We start from the raw sequence: 23,882 nt of genomic DNA on the forward strand, positions 1-23,882 counted from the left end.
CAACTCGCCGCCCTGCGTGCACCGTGCATTCAGATTGTGCTGGTGGGATGGCCAGTATGAGCACGCAGGCGCAGGCTACGCGAATCGCGGAGTACCCCCGGCCCAGCCATTTCCTCGTCCACCTGAGCGACACCCACCTCATCACCGGCGACGGCCTGCTCTACGATGCCGTCGACGCCGAGGCGCACCTGCGCGAGATCTTCGCCGAGTTCGAGGCGGCCGGCGCACGACCGGAGGCGATCGTGCTGACGGGCGACCTGGCCGACAAAGGCGACCCGGAGGCGTACGCGAAGCTGCGCGCGATCGTCGAGCCGGCCGCGGCCCGGATGGGCGCCCGAGTGATCTGGGTCATGGGCAACCACGACGACCGGGCGGCTTTCCGCACCGAGCTCCTCGGCCTCGCCCCATCGGAGGAACCCATCGACCAGGTGCACGACATCAATGGTCTGCGCATCATCGCCCTCGATTCGACGGTTCCGGGGGCACATCACGGCGTCGTCACCGACGCCCAACTCGACTGGCTCGCCGAAGAGCTCTCCACTCCGGCACCGCACGGCACGATCCTCGCCATGCACCACCCGCCGGTACCGAGCGTGCTCGACCTCGCCGTGTCGGTGGAGTTGCGAGACCAATGGGCGCTCAGCGAAGTGCTCGAAGGGTCGGATGTGCGCAGCATCATCGCGGGACACCTGCACTATTCGACCAATGCGACTTTCGCCGGCATTCCGGTCTCGGTCGCCTCGGCCACCTGCTACACACAAGACCTCAACGTGCCGGTCGGCGGCACGCGCGGCCGCGACGGGGCGCAGGCGTTCAACCTCGTGCACGTCTACGGCTCGACAGTGCTGCACTCGGTCGTCCCCATCGGGCAGTACCCGACGGTGAGCTACGTGACCGGTGAGCAGTCCGCCGCCCTGCTGAACGAGGCGGGCATCGTCATCCCGCCCGCCGACGTCCGTGCGACGCCGGCGGAGGAACCGCTCACCGTTCCGTCGTTGACGCCCGCAGGCTGACCCGAGCGGGCATCCCGACTCGACGCCCGACGGCCATGCGCGGTCAGCGCTCCCAGGGGGCGCGGATCGGGAAGTAGCGCTCCAAGAAGTCGACGACGATCGACGCCCGCTCCTCGGCGGACACTTCCGGGAAGCTGCCGTCGTTCAGGCAGAACAAGTCGTGCTCCCGGTCTTTGAGCATCCCGGGGAGCGATGCGAGGGCGGAGCGGGCGGTCGTATCGACGTACCGCACATCCGCGTTGAACTGCTGCACGGCCCGACCGGTCATCAACGCGTAGTAGTGGTACAGCGAGTTGGTGACAGAGATGTCGGTGCTCGACCGGAACTGGCTGCGCTGGGTACGTGCGAAATCGTCCGGGAACTCGCGCTCAAGCTCCAACAGCACGCTCTTGCGAAGCGGTGCGGCGGCGTGCTCCAGATGCCGGGTGATGACGCGGTCGAAACGCTCCCAGAGCAGCCGCCGGTTGACGCGGGCAGAGTTCTCGAAGCCACTGCGGTCGGGGTTGCTCTCGCCCAGACCGATGCGGGTCTGCGCCTCGATGAACTTGGTGACCCCGCCCGGCGAGAAGAACATGCCCGGCTGCACCGGACGGCCGAAGAACATGTCGTCGTTGGAATACAGGAAGTGCTCGCTGAGCCCGTCGATGTGCTGAAGCTGGCTCTCCACGGCCTGGGAATTGTGTGTGGGCAGCGCCTCGGGATCGGTGAAGAACTCGTCGCTGCGCACGACCTGCACCGACGGGTGCTCGGCGAGCCAGGCCGGGCGCGGCGAGTCGGTGACGATGAAGATCTTGCGCACCCACGGCGCGAACAGGTAGACGGAGCGGAGCGCGTACTTGAGCTCGTCGATCTGGCGGAACCGGGCCTCGGAGTCGTCACCCTCGCCGACCACGTAGCTGCGCATCCGTTTGGCCCGCGCCCGCTGGAACTCGACGTCGGAGCCGTCGACCCACGAGAAGACGATGTCGATGTCGAACAGCACATCGGAGGCGTGGGCGTCGAACATGCCGCGCAGGGTGTTCCAGGTGCGGCCGTAGAGGTCGACCGTGCTTCGCACATCTTCGCTGCGCGGCAGCAGCCGCCGGGTGAGCGAGTTCTCCACCGGGCAGTCGATGAACTCGTCGCCGAACCGCCACAGCTGCAGCTCGACCCCCGTGGAGGCGCCGTAGCTGAGGCCGCCGACCGGTTCGATGCGCGGGCGGTAGAGGCGGAAGATGCGCGCCTTGCGCTTGGTGGAGAGCATCCCCGCGTTGACGAGAACAGGGCGGCCCTTGCCGTCGATCGTGCGCGAGTAGAGCGGCTCGTCTTCGCAGGCGTTCGCCAGCGCATCCGTGAGCCGGTGCTTCAGGCTCTGATCCACCGCGATCACCGGACGTTCGTCGTTGCCGCGCACCAGCAGGAACTCGATGCCCGCGGCCGTCAGCACATCGCCCACGAACAGCAGATCCTCGACGAGCGCCTGGTGCGGGGTGAGGGTGGTGTTGACGAGACGGGCAACGCCCTTGCGAACGACGACATCGGGTCGACGGTGCGTGTTCGGCCACGATCGGGGAACAGCGCCTTCGCCGTGCGCGGGCCCGAACTCCCCATCGGGTTCGGTGGCGGGCTCGAGCGAGATGTTGTGCGTTGCGGCGCTGCCTGTCGTCATGGTCCCCTGTCGTCGTGCGCTGAAGGCGACCACGAGGGGCCACCCCAAGAAGAGTACGTCAGCGGGCTGCGGAAACGCCCCGGTTCCGGCCGGATCGGCCCGGGCTCCTCAGCGCGCGCCGAAGGTGTCGTCGAGAGCCGCGGCCAGATCGTCGATCAGGTCGCGAGCGTCCTCCAGCCCCACCGAGAAGCGCAGATGCCCGAATGTGCGGAACTCCTCCGGATAGAACGCCACCCGCGGTCCCGACGAGTCGACGTGCACGATGAGCGACTCGTCGTGCCCGAGCGAGACGGCGCTGGTGATCACCCGCAGCCGGGAGACGAACCGGTTCTGCGCATCTTTGTCGCCCGCGACGGCGAACGCCATCATGCCGCCGAACCCGCCGTCGAGCAATCGCACAGCCAGCTCATGCTGCGGATGCGAGACGAGTCCCGGATACGCGACGAACGCCACCCGCGGGTCCCGTTCCAGGAACTCCGCGACAGCCAGCGCAGACTCGCTGTGCTGCCGGATGCGCAACGGCAGCGTGACCGACCCCCGCATCACCAGCCAGGCGTTGAACGGGCTGATCACGCCGCCCGCATCGACCATCGCGTCGAGTTTGAGCCGACGGATGAGGGCGGCCGAGCCGATGACGGCGCCACTGATCGCATCTCCGTGGCCGTTGATGTACTTCGTCAGCGAATGCACGACGAGGTCGGCGCCGTGCTCGAGCGGACGGAACAGGGGCGGCGGGGTGAACGTGTTGTCGATCGAGACGAGGGCGCCCGCCTCGTGGGCGATCGCGGCGACGGCATCGACATCGGTGACGCGCGTGGTGGGGTTGGCCACGGTCTCGATGTGCACGAGCCGGGTCTCCGGCCGCACTGCCCTCCGCACCGCGGCGAGATCGGAGGTGTCGACGAACGTCGCGGTGATTCCGAACTTCTCGGGCAGCAGCTCGCTGAACAGCCGGAAGGTCGCCTCGTAAGCGATGTCGGCGACCACGACGTGGTCCCCCGGGTTCAGCAGAGTGAAGAACACGGCGTGCAGGGCGGCGACACCGGAGGCGAGGGCGACCGCGTCCTCGCCCCGCTCCAGCACCGCCAGCTTGCGTTCGAGCCCGTGCTGGTTGACCCCGCCGTTCCGGGTGTAGAGCGGCACATCGGTGCCCGACCAGCTCAAGGTGGACGGGTCGTCGGGGAGCGCATACGAGTTCGCCATGACGATCGGCGTGCGCAATGCGCGAGTTCCGGGGTCGACGGCGTTGCCCGCGTGCACCGCTTGACTCGCGAAACCGAGCTCGGCCGGCGCGTGCTTGTCGGGACGGGGGCGGGATGCGGTGGCCATGGGGCCACCATACGACCGCGGATGGTCGGTCGTCCCCCGTGTTACGCGCCGGTCGAACCGTTGCTCCGAGGCGCGCTCAGGGCAGCTGGGCGAGCCACCAATCCGCGTGCTCCTCCAGCATCGCCCGCGTCGGCGGGCTTCCCACGGCCGCGGCCGGGGCGAGCACGCTCGTGAGCATGCGGAAGCCGTGCACCGTCACCTCGACGTCGAGATCGGCCGAGAGAAGGAGGCGACCTGCCCCCTCGTCCCGCTCCGACGCCGGGAGGGCTGCATAGGCGTTCAGGAACGACCGGACGACGAGGAAAGGCGACGTCGCCTTCTCGTCGCCGAACAGTCCGGGGGACGCGCAGGCGCGCGGCCGGGGCTGCGCGCTGCTTGTGTTGCTGGTGTTGCTGGGGCGGGTGGTCGTGTGCGGCCGGGTGTCCGCGAGCGTGCGAGAGTTCAAGATGTCGTTCCTTCGGGTGGGCGACTGTGCCGGGTAAGCGAAGTCTCTTTCACTCGAGAGACTGGTCGCCGGCCGGACTATGACGCGGCTCTCCGACTCATTTCCGTCGACTTCTCCCTCCAGTTCGGGGGTCTGGGACCGGCGGGGCCGGATTGTTTCACTTTTCGACGCCCCGGTTCGCCCCAGCGCCGCCGGGGGAGGAAAGTTGTCGCATGAGTGGCATCCAAGCGCGACCTCTCGCCGACCTGCGCGAACGCAGGACCAGCATCAAATGGCACCGGTTCCCCGCCGATGTGCTGCCGATGTCGGTGGCCGAGATGGACTTCGAGATCGCGCCCGCCATCGCCCAGACGGCCATCGACCACCTGCTTCGCTCCGACACCGGCTACCTGGACTCCCCCGGGCCGCTCGCCGCCGCCTTCGCCGACTTCGCCGGGCACGCCTGGGGCTGGGCGGTCGACGAATCCCGTGTGCACCTCGCCACGGATGTGACGGTCGGTGTCCTCGAGACGCTGCGGCTGGCCCTCCCCCGCGACGGTGGACGCGTGGTGCTCACCCCGCCGGTCTACGCACCCTTCTACGAGATGGTCGGCGAAGCCCACGCCGAGACGGTGGAGGTTCCCCTCCGCGAAGAGACCGGCTGGTCGCTCGACCTGCCCGCGCTCGAGACGGCGTTCGCCTCGGGCGTCGACGCCATCCTGCTCTGCAACCCCCACAATCCGACGGGTCGCTCGCACAGCCTGGCCAGCCTGCGCGAGCTCGCGCGGCTCGCCGCCCGCTACGACGTGCTCGTGGTGAGCGACGAAGTGCACGCCCCGCTCGCGCATCCCGGTTCCCCGTTCACCCCCTTCGCCGTCGCGTGTACCGGGGCGGGGGTCAGATCGGTCACCGTGACCTCCGCCAGCAAAGGCTGGAACCTCGCCGCCCTCAAATGCGCGGTCGCCGTCGCCAACGATGCAGACAGCGCCGCACTGCTGACCCGCTTTCCCGAGGAGCTCGCGGCACGCACCAGCATCATCGGCCTGCACGCCAACATCGCTGCGTTCTCGTCGCAGGCGTGGCTGGCCGAGACCATCGACCGGATCACGGCGAACTACCGTCTGCTGGCCGACGAGCTCGCCACCCACCTTCCCGAAGTGCGTGCCGTGCAACCGGATGCGGGCTACCTGGTCTGGCTCGACCTCCGTGCCCTGGAGCTGGGCGACGACCCGGCGGCCGAACTGCTCGACCGGGCGAGGGTCGCCCTCAACTCCGGCCCGACATTCGGGCCGGGCGGCCGCGGATTCGCACGAATGAACATCGCCTGCGACCCCGCCACCATCAGCGAAGCCGTGCGCCGCATCGCAGCCGCAGCGCGACGCCCTGCGGCCGCCACGCGCATCGCCACCCCCGCCTGACACCCACCCCACACCCACCCCACCCGGCGAACATTTGCGCCACATGCCGCCTCTGAGCGTGCCACTGTTCGCATCTGCGCCACATGTTTGGCGAAGGGTTGGGGAGGTGGCGGTCAGGTGGCGGTCAGGCGGCGGCGGCGAGGCCGCGAGTGAGGTCGGCGATGAGGTCGCGTGCGCTTTCCAGACCGATGGAGAGCCGGATGAGGCCGGGGGTGATGCCCGCCTCGAGGCGCTCCTCCTCGCTGAGCTTCGCGTGGATGGTGCTTCCGAGGTGGATCGCGAGGGTGCGCACATCCCCGATATGCGTCATCGGGCTCACCAGCTCGAGCGCGTCGATGAACCGACGCGCGGCATCCCGCCCTCCGGCGAGATCGATCGTGACCACTGCGCCGGCCCCCTGCGGCAGGTAGCGTCGTGCCCTCTCGTGGTACGGGTCGGAGGCGAGGCCCGGGTAGGCCACCGCGGCGACCTGCGGTTGCTCGGCCAGCCATTCGGCGATCCGCTGCGAGTTCGCCACGTGCCTCTCCATCCGCAGCGACAGGGTCTCGATCCCGTGCAGCAGCAGGAAGGTGCTGGTCGGTGGAACGGTGGGACCGTATTCGAGAACCGTGACCGTGCGCAGGTAGGCGAGATAGGCCCCCTCGCCGAACCTGTCGACGAAGGAGGGGACACCGGGGCGCGGCGACTCCACCAGGTGAGGGAAGCGCTCCGCCTGCGCGGCCCAGTCGAACCGGCCGCCGTCGATCACCGCGCCACCGATCACGGATCCGTGCCCGGCGAGCCACTTCGAGGTCGAGTGGATGACGATGTCGGCGCCCCACTCGATCGGCCGGCAGAGGTACGGAGTGGCCACGGTGCTGTCGACGACGAGCGGGACCCCGGCCGCATGCGCGATCCGGGCGAGCCGTTCCAGGTCGACGACCTGGTTCAGCGGGTTCGGGATGGTCTCGGTGTAGATCGCGCGCGTACGCTCGGTGATCCGGGCGGCCCAGTGCGCGTCGTCCGCCTCATCCGGAACGTATTCGACCTCCAACCCTTGCCGGCGCAGCGCCCCGCGGAACATCTCACGGGTGCCCTCGTAGAGCGACGAGGTGGCGAGGATGTGGTCGCCCGCCCGGGCGAGAGCGAACAGTGCGGCGGCGATCGCGGCCTGCCCGCTCGCCACCACGATGCCGTCCACGCCGCCCTCGAGGTCGGCCAGGCGCCGCCCGGCGACCGCGTTCGTGGGGTTGTCGTTGCGGGAGTACGCGCGGCCGGAGGTGCGGCCGGCGAACCGGTCCTCGCCGTCGTCGAAGCCGTCGAAGACATAGCCTGCGGTCTGGTAGACGGGGGTGATCCGCGCCCGGGTCTGGGTGTCGATCACTGCGCCGGCGTGGATCTGCCGCGTCTCGAAATCCCGGCCACCGGTCTCGCTGTCACTCATGACCCAACAGTACAAACCCCACCCCTCACGCCCACATCCCTTCGCAACACTTCGACGCACACACCCCGTCCCCCGCCTGGCGCCGTGGATGGGTACGCTCGCCGTATGCGTATCGCCATTCTGGGCACGGGGCCATGACCTCGGCACTGGGGTCACGACTGGTGCGGGCCGGCCACGAGGTCGTCATCGGGTCCCGGGACCCCGACCGCGCGCAGCGACGGAGCGAGACCATCGGCGCATCCGGGGCGACCGACTACCGCAGCGCCGCCGGGGCGGAGGCGGTCATCCTCGCCCTGCACGACACGTCCGCACTGGAGATCGTCGCGTCCCTCGCGGATGCGCTGGCCGGCTCGATCCTGATCGACATCACCAATCCGCTCGACGCCCCGGGATTCGAGAGCCGGTACGCCGGCGGCGCCTCCCTCGCGGAGCGGATCGCGGCGGTGGTACCCACGGCGACCGTGGTGAAGGCGTTCAACTCCGTCTACGCCGAATGGCTCGCCGAAGATCGGGTCGATCCGGTTCAGGTGTTGATCGCCTCCGATGACGCCCCGGCCAAGGCGGTCGTCGCGGCGCTCATCGAACAGATCGGCTGCGAGCCGGTCGATGTCGGTCCATTGCGCGTGGCACGCCACCTCGAGAACCTGGCCGGCTTCGAGGTGGACCTCGTCGACCGCGGTTTCGCCCCCTTCGTCGCATTCCGCCTCCAAACGCCCTGACCCCGTGCGCCCCGACCTCCGTTGACGGACGGAGGCGGGCGGCGGCGGGCGCGGGTAGGGGTCAGGAGGAGCGGAGGGAGAGTTCCGGGGGCGGGGTGACGGCCGGGTCTTCGTCGAGCCAACAGGAGACCAGGCGGCCCGGCTCGTGACCGGCGGCGGTCGGCGGGAGCAGGCTCGGCGATTCGACGCGGCACCGGTCCATCGCATACGGACAGCGCGGGTGGTACGCACATCCCGTCGGCAGGTTGACGAGATCGGGGGGCGACCCCGGGATGCCGGTCATCTCGCGCCGGGGCCCGTGCAGGGGCGGGAACGAATTCAGCAGCCCCCGCGTATACGGATGCCGCGGCTCGCGGTAGAGCTGGGCCGCCGGCCCCTGCTCCACGATGTCCCCCGCGTACATGATCGCGATGCGGTCGGCGATCTCGATCAGCAGCGACACATCGTGCGTGATGAAGATCACCGAGAACCCGAGTCGCTCCCGCAGTTCGACGATCTGCTCCACGATCTGGCGCTGCATGACGACGTCGAGCGCGGTCGTCGGCTCGTCCATGATGAGCACTCGCGGCTCGAGCGCGAGCGCCATGGCGATCATTACGCGCTGGCGCATCCCCCCGGAAAGTTGGTGCGGGTAGGAGCGGAGCCGGTCTGAGGCGATCCCGACCATCGAGAGCAGTTCGCGCGCCCGGTCGTCCCGTTCCCGCTTCGTCGACTCCGGCCGGTGCGCCGCGATCGCGTCCGTGATCTGCCTGCCGATGCGGTACACCGGGTTGAGCGAGTTCATCGCGCCCTGGAACACGATGGCCGTGTCCTGCCAGCGGCTTGCGCGCAGATCCTCTTCTTCTTGTCGGAGGATGTCGACGGCGGTGCCCGACTCGTCGTAGTAGAGCACCTCGCCGCTGCTGATGAGGCCGGGCGGCGGCAGCAGCCTCGTCGCCCCGTAGACGAGCGTCGACTTGCCGCAGCCCGACTCGCCGGCGAGCCCGAGCACCTCCCCTTCGCGCAGCGTGAGGCTCACGTTGCGGAGCGCGTGCACCCGCTGATCGCCGTATCCGTAGTCCACGGAGAGGTTGCGGATCTCGAGGATGGGTTTCGCCCCGTCGTCCGTCGTGGAAGCCGGGATGCGGCTCTGCTCTGCTGACAGCGTCATCTCGTTGCCTCCTGGTTGGGCTGTGCTGCGCCGATGGGCCCGCTCGGTGCGTCGCGGGTCATGGCGGTGAATCCGATGCGGGGCACGATGCCCTTCTTGCGCATCGCGCGCGCGCTGAGACCGGCGAGCCGCAACCGCGGGTTGACGAACTCGTCGATGCCGAAGTTGATCAGGGTGAGCGCCATCCCGAGAAGGGCGATGAGCAGGCCGGCCGGAACGAACCACCACCAGGCGCCCCGGGCGAGCGCCTGGTTCGACTGTGCCCAGTAGAGCACCGTGCCCCAGCTCCAGTCGCTCAGCGAGGTGACACCGATGAAGGCGAGCGTCGTCTGGGTCAGCACCGCGAACGTGACCGTGCTGATGAAGCTCGACGCGATGATCGCGGTGAGGTTCGGCATCGTCTCGAACCACACGATCCGCCAGGTCGACTCGCCGTTCGCGCGCGCCGCCTCCACGAAGTCCCGGCCGCGCAGCGAGAGTGTCTGGGCACGCAGGATGCGCGCACCCCAGGCCCAGCCGGTGAAGGCCAGGACCGCCGCGACCAGCAGGGCGCCCGCATCCGGCACGGCACCGGTGACGATGATGATCAGGGGCAGCGCCGGGATGACGAGGAAGATGTTCGCGATCGCGGAGAGGATCTCATCGGCGACGCCGCCGAGGAACCCGGAGCTGACCCCCACCAGCACCGCGAGCACCGTGGCGAGGATGCCGGCGAGCACGCCGACGACCATCACATTCCGGGTGCCCACCAGCAGCTGGGACAGGATGTCGCGGCCGAGTTGGTCGGTCCCCATCCAGTGCGCCGCGGTGGGCGGTTGAAGCAGCGCCGTCGTGATCTTGTTCGGATCGTACGGCGCCACCAGCGGGCCGATGATGGCGAACAGCACGAAGATGGCGATGATGATCAGCCCGGTCAGCGCCTTGCCGTTGCTGATCGGTTTCAGTCGCCGGCGCAGTTTCGTGCCCGAGCCGGGGGCGATGTGCGCCGTGGGGTCGACACTCGTGTCGGCCGCGGTGACAGGGACGTTCGACATCTCAGGACTCCTGTCGGGTTCGGGGGTCGAGGAACACATAGACGGCATCGGCCAGGATGTTGGCTACGAGCACCGAGATCGTGATGACGAGGAAGATCCCCTGCATGAGCGGGTAGTCCTTCGCGCCGATGGCCTGGAACAGGGAGTATCCGATGCCGGGGTAGGAGAACACGAGCTCCATGACCAGGGTGCCGGAGACGACGAACCCGAGCGAGAGGGCGAAGCCAGAGACCTGAGGGAGCACCGCGTTGCGGGCGGCGTAGCCGAACATCACCGTTCGCTCTTTGAGGCCTTTCGCCTGCGCCACGGTCACGTAGTCCTCGCTCGTCACCGTCACCATCATGTTGCGCATCCCGAGGATCCAGCCGGCGACCGACGAGAGCACGATCGTGATCGCCGGCAGCGCGGCGTGCTGGATCACGGAGCCGATGAATTCGAAGTCCCAGCCGGGAACGAGCCCGCCATCGTATCCGCCGCCGGCCGGGAAGATCTGCCAGGTGACCGCGAACAGCGCGATGGCCATCAGCCCGAGCCAGAAGTAGGGGACCGACGAGAAGAAGGTCGTGACCGGCAGCACGCCGTCGAGCCAGGTGCCGCGCCGCCAGCCGATGTAGGTGCCGATCAGGGTGCCGAGCAGCACTGAGAGGATCGTCGAGATCCCGACGAGCCCGATGGTCCACGGCAGGGCCTGGCCGATCACGTCGGCGACGGGGGTCGGGAAGTAGGCGAACGACAGCCCCAGATTGCCGTGCAGGATCTCGCCCCAGTACTGCCAGTACTGGTCCCACAGCGAGGTCTTGTGGTCGAGACCGAAGAGCACATAGAGGGAGTGGATCGCGTTCGTGCTGAGCTGGCCCTGGAACTTGTTGATCAGCGCCTGCACCGGGTCGCCGGGGATCACGCGCGGGATCAGGAAGTTGAGCGTCACCGCGGCCCAGGCCGTGATGAGGTAGAAGATGATGCGGCGGATGAAGAACCTCACAGCGCGGCCTCCTTCACGGGCTCGACGGGGGCGGCGGCCGTGCCGAGGTCGGGCAGCGGTGTGCCGGCCGGGACCGTGTCCATCCCACCGGGGACGGCGGCGGCGTACCCCCAGCACGCCACCTCGCGGCCGGGCGCGATCGTCAGCAGCGGCGGTTGCGTGCGGCACAGCTCGGTGGCGAAGGGGCAGCGCGGACTGAACCGGCAGCCTTCGGGCGGGCGGAGCATGCTCGGCGGCTCGCCGGCCGCCTGTCCGCGGTCGAGCTGAGCCAGGTTGTCCGGGTCTGGCGCCGACCGAACGAGGAGCTGCGAGTACGGATGCGCCGGCCGCTGGGTCACCGACTCGCTGTCGCCGGATTCGACGATGCGGCCGGCATACATGACGAAGGTGCGATCGGCGAAGTAGCGGGCCGAGGCGATGTCGTGGGTGATGTACAGGATGGCGATCCCGAAGTTGTCGCGCAGATCTTTCAGCAGGTTCAGCACGCCGACCCGGATGGACACGTCGAGCATCGAGATCGGCTCATCCGCGAGGAGCACTTCAGGTTCCGCCGCCAACGCCCGGGCGATGACGACCCGCTGACGCTGGCCGCCGGAGAGTTCGTGCGGGTACTTGTCGAGGTACCGCTCGGGGTTCAGCTGCACCCGTTCCAGCAGGGTTCGCAGGCGCTGTTCGAGCGCATCCCCGCGCAGAGCACCGTGATGGATGCGCACGGCCCGGGTGAGCACATACCGGATGGTGTGCACCGGGTTGAGCGACGCGAACGGGTCTTGGAAGATCATCTGCGCGCGTCGGGCGTAGGCGCGGAAGGCGCGCCCCCGCTTGGCGGTCACCACACGGCCGTGCAGGCGGATCTCGCCCGCGGTCTGCGTGTACAGCCGGGCGAACAGCCGCGCGACGGTCGACTTTCCCGAGCCGGATTCGCCCACGAGGGCGACGACCTGCCCCGACCGGAGCGGGATGCTCACGTCGTCGACGGCGTGCACGACGCCGGACCGGCCGATCCCGCGCACCGGGAAGTGTTTGGTGAGGTTCACCGCCTCGAGCACGGTCTCGCCGGGCGTGCTTTCGTTGCTCATCGAATACCTGCTTCATCGACGGGATGCGCGGCGGCGTCCCGGTTGTCGTGTGTGAGTGGGAGCATCCCGGTTCCCCGGCGGATGAACCGACGGGGAACCGGGAGCGCGGATCGATCCCTATTTGGTCGCTTTGAGGCGGGACAGGATGAGCGCCACATTGGCGACGGTCGGCTGCGGGTTCGCGTACGCATCCCCGTCAGACGGCCAGCCGCTGTAGTACTTCGTCGAGTACTCGGCGCCGGCCGGTCGGGCGTCGAGCGCGAGCGCCGGCACATCGGACACGAACATCGTCTGGATCTTGTCGAGCGCGGTCGCACGGCCGGCGTCGTCCGTGGCGTCGGTGTACGCCTTGAACGCCGCGGCGGCGGCCGGGTCGTCATAGCGTCCGTAGTTCCACACGGCGGTTTGACCGATCGGCACGTTGTAGGCCGGGTCGAACATGTTGGAGTACGTCTCCCACGGCGTGAATCCCGCGTTCGTCCAGTGCAACGCGGCCTGGAAGTCGCCGGTGTTCACGTTCGCAGTCCACGCATCCGCCGTCGGCGTCTCCACCTTGGCGTCGATGCCGATCGACTTCGCAGCGTCGGCGATGAGCTGCTGACCCGTGTTGTAGTCGCTCCACCCCGAGGGGTCCTGAACGGTGAACGAGACCTGCTTGCCGTCTTTGCCGATCAGGTTGGCGCCCTGATAGGTGTAGCCGGCGTCGGTCAGTGTCTTCTTGGCGGCGGTGACGTCGACGGTGAAGTTCTGGCCCTTCAGGTCGGCGGCGATGAACGACTCACCGGCGGGGGTGGGGATGCCCGAGACATTCTTGAGCTCGGGGAAGATCCCGGACTCGGCCACGGCGCTCTCCTTGGCACGGTCGACGACGAGGTTCAGCGCCTTGCGAACGGCCACGTCGTTGAACGGCGCCGTCTTCGTGTTCACGAACAGGGCGTCGATGCCGAGACCCGCGGGGAAGAACACGTGGTTGTGGGTCGTGTCCTTGCTCAGGTAGACGTTCTTGTAGTCGGCGATGAACGTCCAGCCCCACTGGGCCGCACCCGTCGCCAGCGCGGTGGTCAGCGTGTCGTTGCCACTGTACGAGGTGTACCGCAGCTCGGGCACGGCCAGCTTGCCGCCCCAGTAGTCGGGGTTCGCATCGAGCGTCACGGCCTGGTTGGTCCAGGTCTTGAGCACGTACGGTCCGGTGCCGACCGGCTTCTGGTTGAGGTCCTTCGTCGGGTCTTTGATGTCTTTCCAGATGTGCTCCGGAACGATGAAGAGCTGGAGCACCTTGATCTGGTTGACGAACTGGCCGGTCGTGAAGTCGACGGTCACGGTGTCACCGCTCGTGCTGATGTCGCCGTACGGCAGGCCTTCGGCGTTGAGCGCGGCATTGGTCTTCCGCAGATTGAGCGAGTATGCAATGTCCGCGGCCGTGAAGTCTTTGCCGTCCGACCATTTGACGCCGCTGCGCGCGGTGATCGTGAGCTTGGTGAAGTCCGCGTTCCACGTCCACGACTTGGCGAGCCACGGGATCGCCTTGTTGGCCGGGCGGGTGTCGTTCACCTGCGCCAGCGGTTCGTAGATCGCGAATGCATAGCCGAGCGACCGGGAAGCCGAGGTGTTGAGGAACGGGTTCGAGTTGTTCGACTGCGGACCGTTTGGCATGCCGATGGTGAGCGGATGCGACCCGCCGGAGCTGCTCCCCGAGTTGCTGCAGCCGGAGAGCGTGAGCCCCACGGCGACGACCGCGGCAGCGACCGCGATCAGTCCTTTTCTCTTTCGCATTGTTCTATGCCTCCTTGCATGGATGGTGATGAGGATGTGTGGTGCTCAGTCGTCGTCGGCGGTCGGACCGCCGATGATGACGCGTGTGGCGAGTCGGTGATCACGACTCGATCGGGCGGCGTGGAGCCGGTACCCGGTGCTGGGCGTCGTCCAGTGGTGACGGTCGACGTTCCAGGTCTGGAAAGCGCGCTCGGGGAGCACGATCTCGACCGTCGCGCTCGCGCCCGCCGGCACGTCGACGGTGGCGAAACCGGCCAGCCAGCGCAGCGGACGCTCCGCATCCGGTCGTTCGGGCTCGAGGTAGAGCTGCACGACCTCGCGGGCGTCACGGTCGGCTTCATTCGCGACGGTGACGCGCACCGTGACGGTGCCGTCCTCATCCGGCTCGTCCGCTTCGACGGTGTCGTAACGCCAGCGGCCGTAACCGAGGCCGTAGCCGAACTCGCGGGCAGGCGTGCGCCCGAGGCGATCCCAGGCGCGGTGGCCGACGTCGACACCTTCTGCGTAGTCGATGTACCCGTCGATCGGGATGCCGTTCGGCACGGGAACGTCAGCCTCGGCGGCCGGAAGCGTCCAGGGCAGGCGCCCCGCCGGCTCCGTCGTGCCGAGGAGCACATCGGCGAGCGAGGTGCCGGCTTCCTGCCCCGGCAGCCACCACCAGAGGACGGCAGGCACCTCGTCGAGCCACGGCAGCAGCACGGGGGCTCCCGCATTGACGACGACGACGGTGCGCGGGTTGGCTTCGGCCACGCGTCTCACCAGCTCGTTCTGCCGGCCGGGGAGGGCGAGCGTCGGCCGGTCCCAACCCTCCGACTCCGTCTCGGGGTTCGTGCCGACGACGACGACCGCGACGTCGGCCGCGCGCGCGGCTTCGACGGCCTCGGCGATCTCGGCGTCGGTGCCCGCCTCCGGGGCGAGGTGACGCAGATGGATCCGGGCGAACCGCCCGAACGCGGCCGCGTCGACGACCTGCGCCGTGGCATCGATCTCGGCCGAGCGGCGGGAGCCGCCGGGAACGCGCACCGCGACCGCCGGCGGATTCGCGTACGAAGAGTCGAGCACGACTTCCGCGCCCACCTTCGCGGCCGAGGTGGATACCACCGTGCCGTCGACCGCGACCGTGTGCGCGCCGACAGGGGCGATCTCGAGCAGGTGCTCACCGGATCGGCGCAGCGCGACGCGGGTGCGGAACCGCACGGTCGTCGCGGCGGCGGGCAGCCCGGTCGTCCACAGCGAGCCGGAGGCCGAGGGAAGCAGCCGGGACTCCAGCACTGCACCGGAGGCATCGAGGATGTCCGCTACGACACCACGCTCCCCCGACGGCGCGCTGAGGTCGTCGTCGTCGACCACCGGCGCGTTGACCAGTGTCGACCCACCGCGGTGCAGGGTGATCAGGGCATTCGGCAGCGCCTCGCACAGCGCCTCGAACGGGTCGGCGAGCAGGGGCGCGTCGACGTGGGCGCTGCCCCCGCCCTGCACGAAGGGGTGCACGGCATTGGCGCCGATGAGGGCGACGCTCCCCAGCGCATCCCCGTCGAGCGGGAGGATCGCCTCGTTGCGCAGCACGACCGTCGACCGAGCGGCCGCCTCGCGCAGCAGCGCGCGCACCGGCGCCGAGTCGGGGGAAGCGACCTCAGCGGCCGCGCGGCGGAACTCGGATTCGCCGGGGAGCGGCGTGAAAGCCTCGCCGAGCGCGCCGACCCGGCTCGCCAGCAGCAGCAGCCGCGCGACCTTGTCGTCGATCACTCCGACGGGCACCTCGCCCCGCCGCACGGCGTCGTCGAGGTGCTGTTCCCACGGCCCGCCGGGACCCGGCATCACCAAGTCGAGACCGGCGACGGCCGACTCCACCGTGCTCGTGGTCGCGAGCCAGTCGCTGACGACGACGCCGTCGTAGCGCCATTCGTCTTTGAGGATGTCGGTGAGCAGCGCCGTGTTCGCCGTGGCCGACGACTCCTCGCCGAGGGCGCTGAGGCCGTTGTACGCCGCCATGATCGACCAGACCCCGGTCTCACGGACGACCGCCTCGAACGGCGCGAGGTAGACCTCGCGCAGCGTGCGCTCGTCGATCCGGGAGAGGTAGTCGGTGCGGTCGGTCTCGGTCTCATTTCCGACGAAGTGCTTCACGCAGGCACCGATGCCCTCGGCCTGGATGGCGGCGACGAACGGAACGGCCATCCGCGCCGTGAGCCACGGATCCTCGGACAGGCACTCGAAATGCCTGCCACCGACCGGGCTGCGCTGCAGGTTGACGACCGGGGCGAGGATCACATCGACTCCGCGACGGCGCGCCTCGTCGGCCATGAGCGTTCCGAGGCGGCCGAGCAGATCGGCGTCCCAGCTCGCCGCGGTCGCACTCGGCGCGGGGAGCTGGGCGGAGGGGGTGGGATCGTCGTCCATGCCGCGCACGCCGATCGGTCCGTCGGAGACCGTCACCGTCCGCAGCCCGATGCGCGGAAGGGCGCGCAAGGTCCAGGTGCCGGCGCCGGTGAGCAGCCCGATCTTCTCGGTCAGGCTCAGCTCGGCAACGCGGGAAATCGGCCCGTTCACGTCGTCATCGGTGCGGATCGCCGGGTTGAGGCTCACGTCGCGGTTCTCCGTTCGGGCTCGTCTTCGAGTGGTCGGGAGTTATCGTTGCACACTTACTAACAAGTCAGCAAGTAAATAGAATGCCGATGTCCCTCGCCGCGCCGCGGCGACCATCCCCGAGGAGCCCCGTGTCGAAAGCACCCGAGAAGACGACCGGGCGAACGACCCCCGCCCCGCAGCGGAGCGCTGCCGCCGACCGCGTCGCCAAGCCGCAAGCGCGCACCCTCGAACGCCGGAAAGCCGTGCTCGAGGCGGCGCTTGCGGTCTTCGGCGCCCACGGCTACAACAAGGGCGCCCTCGCTGAGATCGCCGACCAAGCGGGAATGACCCATGCCGGCGTGCTGCACCACTTCGGCACCAAAGAGGGCCTCCTGGTCGCCGTGCTCCGCCACCGCGACGGCGAAGCGGTCGCCGGCGTCGCCGGGCGTGCGCAAATCGAGGGCCCGGCATTCCTCGGCCACCTCGTCGACACCGCCGAGGAGAACCTGAAGCATCGCGGCGTCGTGCAGACCTACGCCGTGCTCTCGGCCGAGTCGGTGACCGAAGGGCATCCCGCCCAGGAGTACTTCCGCGGGCGCCTGGCCGGCCTCCGCCTGAAAGTGGAGGGCGTCATGCGCGACGTCGTCGGCCCCGACGCCGATCCGAAGGCCGTCCGCGATGGCGCCAACGCGGTCATCGCCGTCATGGACGGCCTGCAGGTGCAGTGGCTGCTCGACCCGAATGCCGTCGACATGCCCGCAACCGTGCAGACGGTGCTCGACGAGATCATCGACCGACTCAGCACCGGCACGCCCGCCCCGAGCGCGCGTCGACGCGCGGACCGGATGCGCAGACCGGTTCCCGCCGACGGAAAGGAATAACCTATAATCATTTGCAGGATTAGGACAGGAGTCTCATGACGGGAAACGACCAGCCGACCACGCTCCCCGAGCAGCGATTCGTGAGCGAAGACGAGACACCGGTGACGAGCCGGCACACGATCTCGTTCGGCGCAGGATCCGTCGACTACACGGCCAGCGCCGGTCAGGTCGTCGTACGAGCCGACGACGACCGACCGCTGACCACGATGTTCTACGTGGCCTACATCGCCGACCGGTCCGACAACGCCCCCCGCCGCCCGCTGACCTTCCTGTTCAACGGGGGCCCCGGTTCGGCGAGTCTCTGGCTCAACATCGGCGGGTTCGGGCCAAAACGCGCTCCCACAGCGACACCGTCCGCCACGCCGCCCGCACCATACGCGGTCGGCGACAATCCGCACTCCTTGCTGGAGCACAGCGACCTCGTCTTCCTCGACGCGCCGGGAACCGGATACTCCCGGCTCTTCCCCGGGGTCGACCCCGGGCTCGTCTGGGGCGTCGATCAGGACATCGATGCCTTCGCCGGGGAATCACGCGCTACCTGACGCTGACGAACAACTGGAACGCGCCGCGGTTCCTGTTCGGCGAGTCGTACGGCACGACCCGCGCGGCCGGCCTCGTGCACGCACTGCAGAATCGCGGCATCGACTTCAACGGCGTCGTGATGCTCTCCACCGTGCTCAACTGGGCCGAGAACAACCTCGGCCTCGATCAGGGTTACATCAACATGCTCCCGTCATTCGCGGCGACGGCGCACTACCACGGTCGCGGGCGCACCGGCGCGGACACCCTCGCCGAGGTCATCGCCCAGGCGAAAGACTTCGCGGGCGGCGACTACGCGCACGCGCTGCAGCGCGGCGACCTCATCGACGCCGCGGCCGAGCGCACCGTCGCCGAACGGCTCTCCACCCTCATCGGTCTCGACACCGCGCTCCTGCTGAAGAACAAGCTGCGGATCGACATGGAGCAGTACCGTTACGCCCTCCTCGCCGAAGAGGGACGGGTCGTCGGCCGGTTCGACACCCGGTTCCTGGCGGAGCACCAATTCGTGATCGGAACCGGATCGCACGACCCCGCGACCGATGACGCGGCGACCGCCGGCGTGAACAGCGCCCACCTCTCCACGTTCCGCGAACACGTCGCGGGCGACCTGGGCTACGAAAGCGGGTTGCACTACCGGCACCTCCACAACATGGAGATCTCCCGGGCCTGGGACTGGCACCACAAGGCCCCGGGAATCGACGCCCCGCTTCCGGCGCCCAACGTCGCGCTCGACCTCTCGGCGGCCGTGCGGCGCAACCCCCACCTGAAGGTGGCGTTCCTCGGCGGGGTGTACGACCTGGCCACGCCGTTCGCCTCGGCAGAGCACGACGTCTCGCACCTGTACCTCGCACCTGCCCTGCGCGAGAACATCCGGTTCCGGTTCTACGAGTCCGGCCATATGACGTTCGTCGACGAAGAGATCGTGAAGCGGATGAAGATCGATCTCGCCGCCTTCTACGCGGACTCGACCCACTCCTGACGCCGGAGCGTCTCCCGGGCGAGTTCGGCGAGCGCGAGGGCCTGGTCTGCCAGCACCGCGTCGTCGAACACCGCCCGGGAATGGTGGTTCGGCGCCACCGCGTCCGGATCGAGATGCGGCGGCGTCGCCCGGAGGAAGACGAACGCCCCCGGCACACGCTCCAGCACGAAGGCGAAATCCTCCGACCCCATCACCGGGGCCGCCGAACGACGAACCCGCTCGGGCCCGAACATCCGTTCCAGCACATCCAGCGCGAGCAGGGCGGCCGCGTCGTCGTTCACGGTCGGCGGGCACAGCGTGTCGACGGTCACCGCCGCGCGGCATCCGTGGGCCTCGGCGATCGCGCTGAGCAGAACCGGGAGGCGCCGGGCGACCCTCTCCTGGTTCGCCCGGGAGAGCACCCGGATCGACGCGCCGAGCCGAGCCTCGTCCGGGATGATATTGCGAGCCTGGCCGCCGGCGTGCACCTGGGTCACGCTCACAACCACCGGGTCGAACACGTCGAACTCACGCGTCGCGAATGTCTGCAGAGCAGCGATCATCTCAGCGACGACAGGAACCGGATCGGTGGCCAGATGCGGCGCCGATGCGTGTCCGCCGGACCCGGTCACGGTGACGCTCGCCTCCAGCGCGCCCGCCATGAGGGTGCCCGGACGGGTCGAGAAGACGCCGTACTCCCCCGGCACGACGTGGATGCCGTACGCAGCGATCGGGGGACGGCCGAGGATGTCGAGCAGGCCCTCCTCGATCATCGTCTTGGCACCGTCTCCCACTTCCTCAGCAGGCTGGAACATGAACACGACATCGCCAGCGAGCGAGTCCCGCCCGGCACTCAGGAGTGTCGCCGCGCCGACGAGGGCGGCGACGTGCAGATCATGGCCGCAGGCGTGCATCCGATCGCCCTGTGCCGCGTAGTCGAGACCCGTCTCCTCGACCAGCGGGAGCGCATCCATGTCGGCGCGAAGGAGCACGGCCGGCCCGGGGCGGCCCCCGCGGAGCACCGCGACGATCGAGCTGAGACCGCGGCCGAGCGTGATCTCCAGGCCGAGCGGCCGAAGGGCGGTGAGGATGCGCGCCTGCGTCCGGGGCAGCTGGGAACCCGTCTCGGGGTCGGCATGGATCTCGCGCCGCAGCGCCACGAGCCCGGGCAGGATCGTCTCGGCTGTCACGGTGTCGGTCCGGCCGCTCATCGGCGCACCACCCCCTCGGCGAGGCCCGAAAGAAGGCGGTCGGTTCCGGCGTTCTCGATGCGCGGGATCGCATCCACGAGGGTGCGGGTGTACGGATGCGACGGGTTGCGCACGATCTCGTCCGACTCGCCGATCTCGACGATCTTGCCACGACTCATCACCGCCGTGGTGTCGGCGATGTAGCGCACCGCGGCAAGGTTGTGGGTGATGAAGAGCATCGAAAGTTCCAGTTCGCGCTGCAGGTCGCGAATGAGGTTGAGCACCGCGCCCTGCACGCTGGCATCGAGCGCCGAGGTGATCTCGTCCGCCACGATGAGCCGCGGACGCACGGCGAGACAGCGCGCGATCGCGACGCGCTGGCGCATCCCGCCGGAGAGCTGAGCCGGGTACTGGTCGATGGTCGACGCTTTCAGCCGCACGAGCTCGAGGAGTTCGCGCACCGACGCCTGCCGTTCGCGCCGATCCAGCGCCCGATGGGTGAGCAGCGCCTCCTCCACCGTCTCGCCGACGGTCATCCGCGGGTTGAGCGACGAGTACGGGTCCTGGAAGATCATCTGCACTTGCCCGGCCCGCCTGCGTCGGTCGCGGGCCCGCTGCTGCAGCACGTCGGTGCCGTCGAGGCGGATCGAGCCGGAGTCGACCGGCTGCAGACCCGCGATCGCGCGCGCGACCGTCGACTTGCCGGAGCCCGACTCGCCGACCAGCCCGAGCGTCGTACCGTCCGGGACGGAGAACGAGACGCCGTCGACGGCGTTGAACGCCGCCTGCCCCCGGCCGAATGTGACCACCAGGTCGTCGACGTGGAGATGTGCCATCAGCCTCTCGTCCCTTCCAGCAGTTCCGCCTCGGCGAACACCTCGTCCTGGGGATGCCAGCAGGCGAGCCGGCCGCCGTTGCCGTGTTCGATCAGCGGCGGCGTCTGAGTACGGCAGAGGTCGGTGGCGAAGGAGCACCGGGCGGCGAAACCGCAGCCGATGACCGGGGCGGAGAGGTCCGGCGGCTCCCCCGGGATCGTCGCGAGCGGGGCCGTGCGGTCGGTCTGCAGATCCGGCAGCGAGGCCGCCAGTGCGCGGGTGTACGGATGGGCGAGACGCTCCGGCTCCGCGAGCATCCGCACGTCGAGATCTTCCACGATGCGTCCCGCGTACATGACGAGGATGCGCTGACAGAGTTCGGCGAGAACCGCGATGTCGTGCGAGACCACGATCGCCGCGGCCCCGGTCTGCTCGCACTCCCGGCGAAGCAGGGCGAGCACGCGCTTCTGCACGGTGACGTCGAGCGCGGTCGTCGGTTCGTCGGCGATGATCAGCGCCGGCTTGCCGATCTGGGACATCGCGATCAGCGCGCGTTGACGCATCCCTCCCGAGTACTCGTGCGGGAACTGCTGTGCGCGCCGTTCCGGGTCGGGGATGCTGACATCGGCTAGCGCCTGTACGGCGCGCTCCCCCGCCTCGGCACGGCGCAGCTTCTCGTGCACGCGGGGGCCTTCCGCAACCTGCGCCCCGACGCGCATCGCCGGGTTGAGGGCGGTCAGCGAGTCCTGGAAGACGACGCCGATGGAGCGCGCCAGCTTCTGCCGTGCGGCACCCGCACTGAGTGAGCTCAGCTCGACGCCGTCCAGGCGCAGCGCCCGGGAGCGCACGACGGCGCCGGGCGCCGAGAGCTGGGCGACGGCCATCATGGTGACGCTCTTGCCGCTTCCGGATTCACCGACGACCCCGACGATCTCGCCCGACCGCACGCTGAAGGTGACGTCCTGCACGGGACGGATCCAACCGTTCTCGCCCGGGAACGAGACCGTCAGCCCGTCGACCTGGAGCACGACCTCCGACTCGGGTGCGGGAGCGGTCCCCTCGACCTGCGGGGCCTCGCCGAGTGCGCGGACCGAGACGGTGCGCGACCCGTGGTTGCGCAGGTGGGCAGCGAGAGCCTCGCCGAGCATCCCGAATGTGACACCGGCGAGCACCACCGCGACGGCCGGACCGACGACGGCGATCGGTGAGCTGTAGACCTGCTCGAAGGCTTCGCTGAGCATCCGACCCCAGTCGTATTGCGGCGGCTGGACGCCGACGCCGAGGAAGCTGAGGCTCGAGAGGGCGAGGAGGCCGCCGCCGATCGAGAGCGTCACGTTCACGATCACGGGTTCCGCGATGTTGGGCAGGATGTAGCGGCGGAACTGCCGCCCGCGGGAGACGCCGAGCAGGCGCGCAGCCGCCAAGTACTCCGAGCCGCCGACCCGCGACGACAGGGTCTGCGCGAGCCGCGCGAACGACGGTGTCATGGTCAGCGCCAGCGCGACGACAGCCGTCGTCGACCCTGCGCCGAGCAGGATGACCGTGAGCATGGCGACGAGCAGCACCGGGAAGGCGAGCCAGGTGTTGATGACGCTGCCGAACCAGCGCTGCGTTCGCGGGCCGAACACCGCCGGCAATGCGCCGAGCGTGAGCCCGGCAGCGGCGCCGAGCGCCGTGGCGAGGAGCGCCATCCCGAGCGACAGCCGCGTGGCGACGAGGGTGCGCAGCAGAACGTCGCGGCCGAGACTGTCGGTCCCGAGCGGATGCGCGGCGCTCGAACCCTGCAGAATGCCGCCGGGGTCGGGCGTCGACGCCGCGTCCCCCCACAGGATCGGCGCGACGATCGCGAGCAGCACGAGCACAGCCAGCAGAACGAGGGAGATGATCGCCATCGGCGACCGGAAGAACGTGCGTGAGCGTTTCATGCGGTGTCCAGGAGGGTTGTCCGGCGGTCGAGGAAGGAGAGCACGACGTCCACGATCAGGTTGATGACGAGGATCACGGCCGCGTAGACCAGAGCGAGACCCTGAACGATGCCATAGTCCTTCGAGACGATCGCCTGCACGAAGGCCGTCCCGAGGCCCGGCCAGTTGAAGACCTGCTCCACGAGAACACTGCTGGCGACCATCGTCGCCAGCAGTGTTCCGCCGAGCGTGAGGGTCGCCGTCAACATGTTCGGGAGGGCGTGCCGCATATTGACCATCCAATTCGGGATCCGCTTCGACCGAGCGGTGCGGATGTAGTCCTCTTTCAGCACGCCGAGCGCCTCCACCCGGGCGATGCGCGAGAGCGAGGCCGCGGAGACGAGCGAGAGTGCGAGGACGGGCAGCACATAGGATGCCGGGGTGCTGCGGCCGGCGACGGGGAAGAGCTGCGCGGTGATGGCGAATACGACGACGAGCGCGACGGCGAGCACGTACTCGGGGATCGCCGCGATCAGGCCGGTGATACCGGTGAAGGCCACCTCTGCACCCCGTCGGCGACCGCCCCGCGTCAGCAGCGCGATGCCGAGTCCGACCGGGACGGCGATCACCAGCACTACCACGAAGGAAAGCCCGGCGAGTTCGAGCGTCGCCGGCAGGCGGTTCTGCACGAGCTCCGTGACCGAACGTCCGGTGATCAGCGAGACGCCGAGATCGCCGTGGAAGATCCCCGTGAGGTAGTTCCAGAACTGCACGATCAGCGGGTCGTTGAGGCCCAACTGTTCGCGCCGCGCCTGCACGACGCTCTCGGCAGCTGTGGCGCCGAGAGCGCTCCGCACCGGATCGCCGCCGGAGAGCCGGAGCACGAGGAAGGCCGCCGTGACGATGACGAACATCGCGACGACCATCCGCCAGGCCCGCCGGAGGAAGAAGACGATCCACCGGTTGCCCCGGCGGCTCCGCGTGGGAGCCGCCGGGCCGGAGTCCGTCGGGACTGTGGTCGTGACCGTCATTCC

20 protein-coding genes are annotated in these 23,882 nt (G+C 69.1%); 6 read left to right on the top strand and 14 right to left on the bottom strand.

Annotated elements, in window-relative coordinates:
• Nucleotides 1–56: 56 nt before the first annotated feature.
• On the top strand, nt 57–1,013 hold the full coding sequence (locus tag K5L49_RS07185) for a phosphodiesterase (protein WP_223691516.1): 957 nt from the start codon (nt 57–59) through the stop codon (nt 1,011–1,013).
• A 43-nt stretch (nt 1,014–1,056) separates the two neighbouring features.
• Here K5L49_RS07185 and K5L49_RS07190 read toward each other — a convergent pair whose 3' ends face one another.
• The 3 genes from K5L49_RS07190 to K5L49_RS07200 all read right to left on the bottom strand — a co-directional run bounded on the left by K5L49_RS07190 (nt 1,057) and on the right by K5L49_RS07200 (nt 4,435).
• A complete protein-coding gene (locus K5L49_RS07190) occupies nt 1,057–2,661 on the bottom strand; it encodes a stealth family protein (protein ID WP_223691518.1) in 1,605 nt (534 codons plus the stop codon).
• 108 nt (nt 2,662–2,769) lie between these two features.
• The gene (locus tag K5L49_RS07195) at nt 2,770–3,990 is read right to left on the bottom strand and encodes a trans-sulfuration enzyme family protein (RefSeq protein ID WP_223691521.1); all 1,221 of its coding nucleotides are present in this window, start codon (nt 3,988–3,990) and stop codon (nt 2,770–2,772) included.
• A gap of 76 nt (nt 3,991–4,066) precedes the next feature.
• Entirely contained in the window at nt 4,067–4,435 is a 369-nt protein-coding gene (locus K5L49_RS07200) for a hypothetical protein (RefSeq protein ID WP_223691522.1), read from the bottom strand.
• 212 nt (nt 4,436–4,647) lie between these two features.
• Here K5L49_RS07200 and K5L49_RS07205 point away from each other — a divergent pair, with 212 nt between their 5' ends.
• Nucleotides 4,648–5,832 carry a MalY/PatB family protein gene (locus K5L49_RS07205; protein WP_223691524.1) on the top strand — a complete coding sequence of 395 codons (1,185 nt, stop codon included), beginning with the start codon at nt 4,648–4,650 and terminating at the stop codon, nt 5,830–5,832.
• Between the two features lie 124 nt (nt 5,833–5,956).
• Here K5L49_RS07205 and K5L49_RS07210 read toward each other — a convergent pair whose 3' ends face one another.
• The gene (locus K5L49_RS07210) at nt 5,957–7,255 is read right to left on the bottom strand and encodes an O-acetylhomoserine aminocarboxypropyltransferase/cysteine synthase family protein (protein WP_223691525.1); all 1,299 of its coding nucleotides are present in this window, start codon (nt 7,253–7,255) and stop codon (nt 5,957–5,959) included.
• A gap of 134 nt (nt 7,256–7,389) precedes the next feature.
• Between K5L49_RS07210 and K5L49_RS07215 the strand changes: the two genes are divergently transcribed.
• Nucleotides 7,390–7,974: an NADPH-dependent F420 reductase gene (locus K5L49_RS07215; protein WP_223691527.1), complete on the top strand. Its 585-nt coding sequence runs from the start codon at nt 7,390–7,392 to the stop codon at nt 7,972–7,974.
• Between the two features lie 61 nt (nt 7,975–8,035).
• Here the strand turns inward: K5L49_RS07215 and K5L49_RS07220 are convergent, their stop codons facing one another.
• The 6 genes from K5L49_RS07220 to K5L49_RS07245 form a co-directional block, all read right to left on the bottom strand.
• The gene (locus K5L49_RS07220) at nt 8,036–9,124 is read right to left on the bottom strand and encodes an ABC transporter ATP-binding protein (protein ID WP_223691529.1); all 1,089 of its coding nucleotides are present in this window, start codon (nt 9,122–9,124) and stop codon (nt 8,036–8,038) included.
• On the bottom strand, nt 9,121–10,158 hold the full coding sequence (locus tag K5L49_RS07225; protein WP_223691531.1) for an ABC transporter permease: 1,038 nt from the start codon (nt 10,156–10,158) through the stop codon (nt 9,121–9,123). The genes K5L49_RS07220 and K5L49_RS07225 overlap by 4 nt, the downstream gene beginning before the upstream one ends.
• A gap of 1 nt (nt 10,159) precedes the next feature.
• A complete protein-coding gene (locus tag K5L49_RS07230) occupies nt 10,160–11,140 on the bottom strand; it encodes an ABC transporter permease (protein WP_223691533.1) in 981 nt (326 codons plus the stop codon).
• Entirely contained in the window at nt 11,137–12,219 is a 1,083-nt protein-coding gene (locus K5L49_RS07235) for an ABC transporter ATP-binding protein (protein WP_223691535.1), read from the bottom strand. Before K5L49_RS07235 ends, K5L49_RS07230 begins: the two co-directional genes overlap by 4 nt.
• Before the next feature lie 117 nt (nt 12,220–12,336).
• The gene (locus K5L49_RS07240; protein WP_223691536.1) at nt 12,337–13,992 is read right to left on the bottom strand and encodes an ABC transporter substrate-binding protein; all 1,656 of its coding nucleotides are present in this window, start codon (nt 13,990–13,992) and stop codon (nt 12,337–12,339) included.
• Between the two features lie 45 nt (nt 13,993–14,037).
• Nucleotides 14,038–16,578 carry a beta-glucosidase family protein gene (locus tag K5L49_RS07245; RefSeq protein WP_223691537.1) on the bottom strand — a complete coding sequence of 847 codons (2,541 nt, stop codon included), beginning with the start codon at nt 16,576–16,578 and terminating at the stop codon, nt 14,038–14,040.
• 131 nt (nt 16,579–16,709) lie between these two features.
• Between K5L49_RS07245 and K5L49_RS07250 the strand changes: the two genes are divergently transcribed.
• From K5L49_RS07250 to K5L49_RS07260, 3 genes are all read left to right on the top strand, one after another.
• Nucleotides 16,710–17,441, top strand: coding sequence for a TetR/AcrR family transcriptional regulator (locus tag K5L49_RS07250; RefSeq protein ID WP_223691538.1), 732 nt, complete (start codon nt 16,710–16,712; stop codon nt 17,439–17,441).
• Nucleotides 17,442–17,476: 35 nt separating this feature from the next.
• The gene (locus K5L49_RS07255) at nt 17,477–17,983 is read left to right on the top strand and encodes a S10 family serine carboxypeptidase-like protein (protein WP_223691539.1); all 507 of its coding nucleotides are present in this window, start codon (nt 17,477–17,479) and stop codon (nt 17,981–17,983) included.
• Between the two features lie 74 nt (nt 17,984–18,057).
• Nucleotides 18,058–18,960, top strand: coding sequence for a hypothetical protein (locus K5L49_RS07260; RefSeq protein WP_223691540.1), 903 nt, complete (start codon nt 18,058–18,060; stop codon nt 18,958–18,960).
• Here K5L49_RS07260 and K5L49_RS07265 read toward each other — a convergent pair.
• From K5L49_RS07265 to K5L49_RS07280, 4 genes are read right to left on the bottom strand one after another with little or no spacing between them, the layout of a single operon-like run.
• Nucleotides 18,936–20,150 (bottom strand): M20 metallopeptidase family protein, encoded by a 1,215-nt coding sequence (locus K5L49_RS07265; protein ID WP_223691541.1) that lies wholly within the window; start codon nt 20,148–20,150, stop codon nt 18,936–18,938. The genes K5L49_RS07260 and K5L49_RS07265 overlap by 25 nt on opposite strands.
• On the bottom strand, nt 20,147–20,965 hold the full coding sequence (locus K5L49_RS07270) for an ABC transporter ATP-binding protein (RefSeq protein WP_223691543.1): 819 nt from the start codon (nt 20,963–20,965) through the stop codon (nt 20,147–20,149). Before K5L49_RS07270 ends, K5L49_RS07265 begins: the two co-directional genes overlap by 4 nt.
• Nucleotides 20,965–22,869, bottom strand: a complete 1,905-nt coding sequence (locus tag K5L49_RS07275) for a dipeptide/oligopeptide/nickel ABC transporter permease/ATP-binding protein (RefSeq protein WP_223691544.1) — start codon at nt 22,867–22,869, stop codon at nt 20,965–20,967. Before K5L49_RS07275 ends, K5L49_RS07270 begins: the two co-directional genes overlap by 1 nt.
• On the bottom strand, nt 22,866–23,879 hold the full coding sequence (locus K5L49_RS07280; RefSeq protein ID WP_223691545.1) for an ABC transporter permease: 1,014 nt from the start codon (nt 23,877–23,879) through the stop codon (nt 22,866–22,868). Before K5L49_RS07280 ends, K5L49_RS07275 begins: the two co-directional genes overlap by 4 nt.
• Nucleotides 23,880–23,882: the final 3 nt, after the last annotated feature.

This window comes from Leifsonia poae (genome assembly GCF_020009625.1).
GTDB classification, from domain to species: domain Bacteria; phylum Actinomycetota; class Actinomycetes; order Actinomycetales; family Microbacteriaceae; genus Leifsonia; species Leifsonia poae_A.

Coding starts and splice junctions, on each gene's coding strand:
- K5L49_RS07215 (WP_223691527.1), top strand. CDS start 7,390: ATGACCTCGGCACTGGGGTCACGACTGGTGCGGGCCGGCCACGAGGTC.
- K5L49_RS07270 (WP_223691543.1), bottom strand. CDS start 20,965: ATGGCACATCTCCACGTCGACGACCTGGTGGTCACATTCGGCCGGGGG.
- K5L49_RS07205 (WP_223691524.1), top strand. CDS start 4,648: ATGAGTGGCATCCAAGCGCGACCTCTCGCCGACCTGCGCGAACGCAGG.
- K5L49_RS07225 (WP_223691531.1), bottom strand. CDS start 10,158: ATGTCGAACGTCCCTGTCACCGCGGCCGACACGAGTGTCGACCCCACG.
- K5L49_RS07255 (WP_223691539.1), top strand. CDS start 17,477: ATGACGGGAAACGACCAGCCGACCACGCTCCCCGAGCAGCGATTCGTG.
- K5L49_RS07190 (WP_223691518.1), bottom strand. CDS start 2,661: ATGACGACAGGCAGCGCCGCAACGCACAACATCTCGCTCGAGCCCGCC.
- K5L49_RS07195 (WP_223691521.1), bottom strand. CDS start 3,990: ATGGCCACCGCATCCCGCCCCCGTCCCGACAAGCACGCGCCGGCCGAG.
- K5L49_RS07280 (WP_223691545.1), bottom strand. CDS start 23,879: ATGACGGTCACGACCACAGTCCCGACGGACTCCGGCCCGGCGGCTCCC.
- K5L49_RS07210 (WP_223691525.1), bottom strand. CDS start 7,255: ATGAGTGACAGCGAGACCGGTGGCCGGGATTTCGAGACGCGGCAGATC.
- K5L49_RS07185 (WP_223691516.1), top strand. CDS start 57: ATGAGCACGCAGGCGCAGGCTACGCGAATCGCGGAGTACCCCCGGCCC.
- K5L49_RS07220 (WP_223691529.1), bottom strand. CDS start 9,124: ATGACGCTGTCAGCAGAGCAGAGCCGCATCCCGGCTTCCACGACGGAC.
- K5L49_RS07240 (WP_223691536.1), bottom strand. CDS start 13,992: ATGCGAAAGAGAAAAGGACTGATCGCGGTCGCTGCCGCGGTCGTCGCC.
- K5L49_RS07265 (WP_223691541.1), bottom strand. CDS start 20,150: ATGAGCGGCCGGACCGACACCGTGACAGCCGAGACGATCCTGCCCGGG.
- K5L49_RS07275 (WP_223691544.1), bottom strand. CDS start 22,869: ATGAAACGCTCACGCACGTTCTTCCGGTCGCCGATGGCGATCATCTCC.
- K5L49_RS07235 (WP_223691535.1), bottom strand. CDS start 12,219: ATGAGCAACGAAAGCACGCCCGGCGAGACCGTGCTCGAGGCGGTGAAC.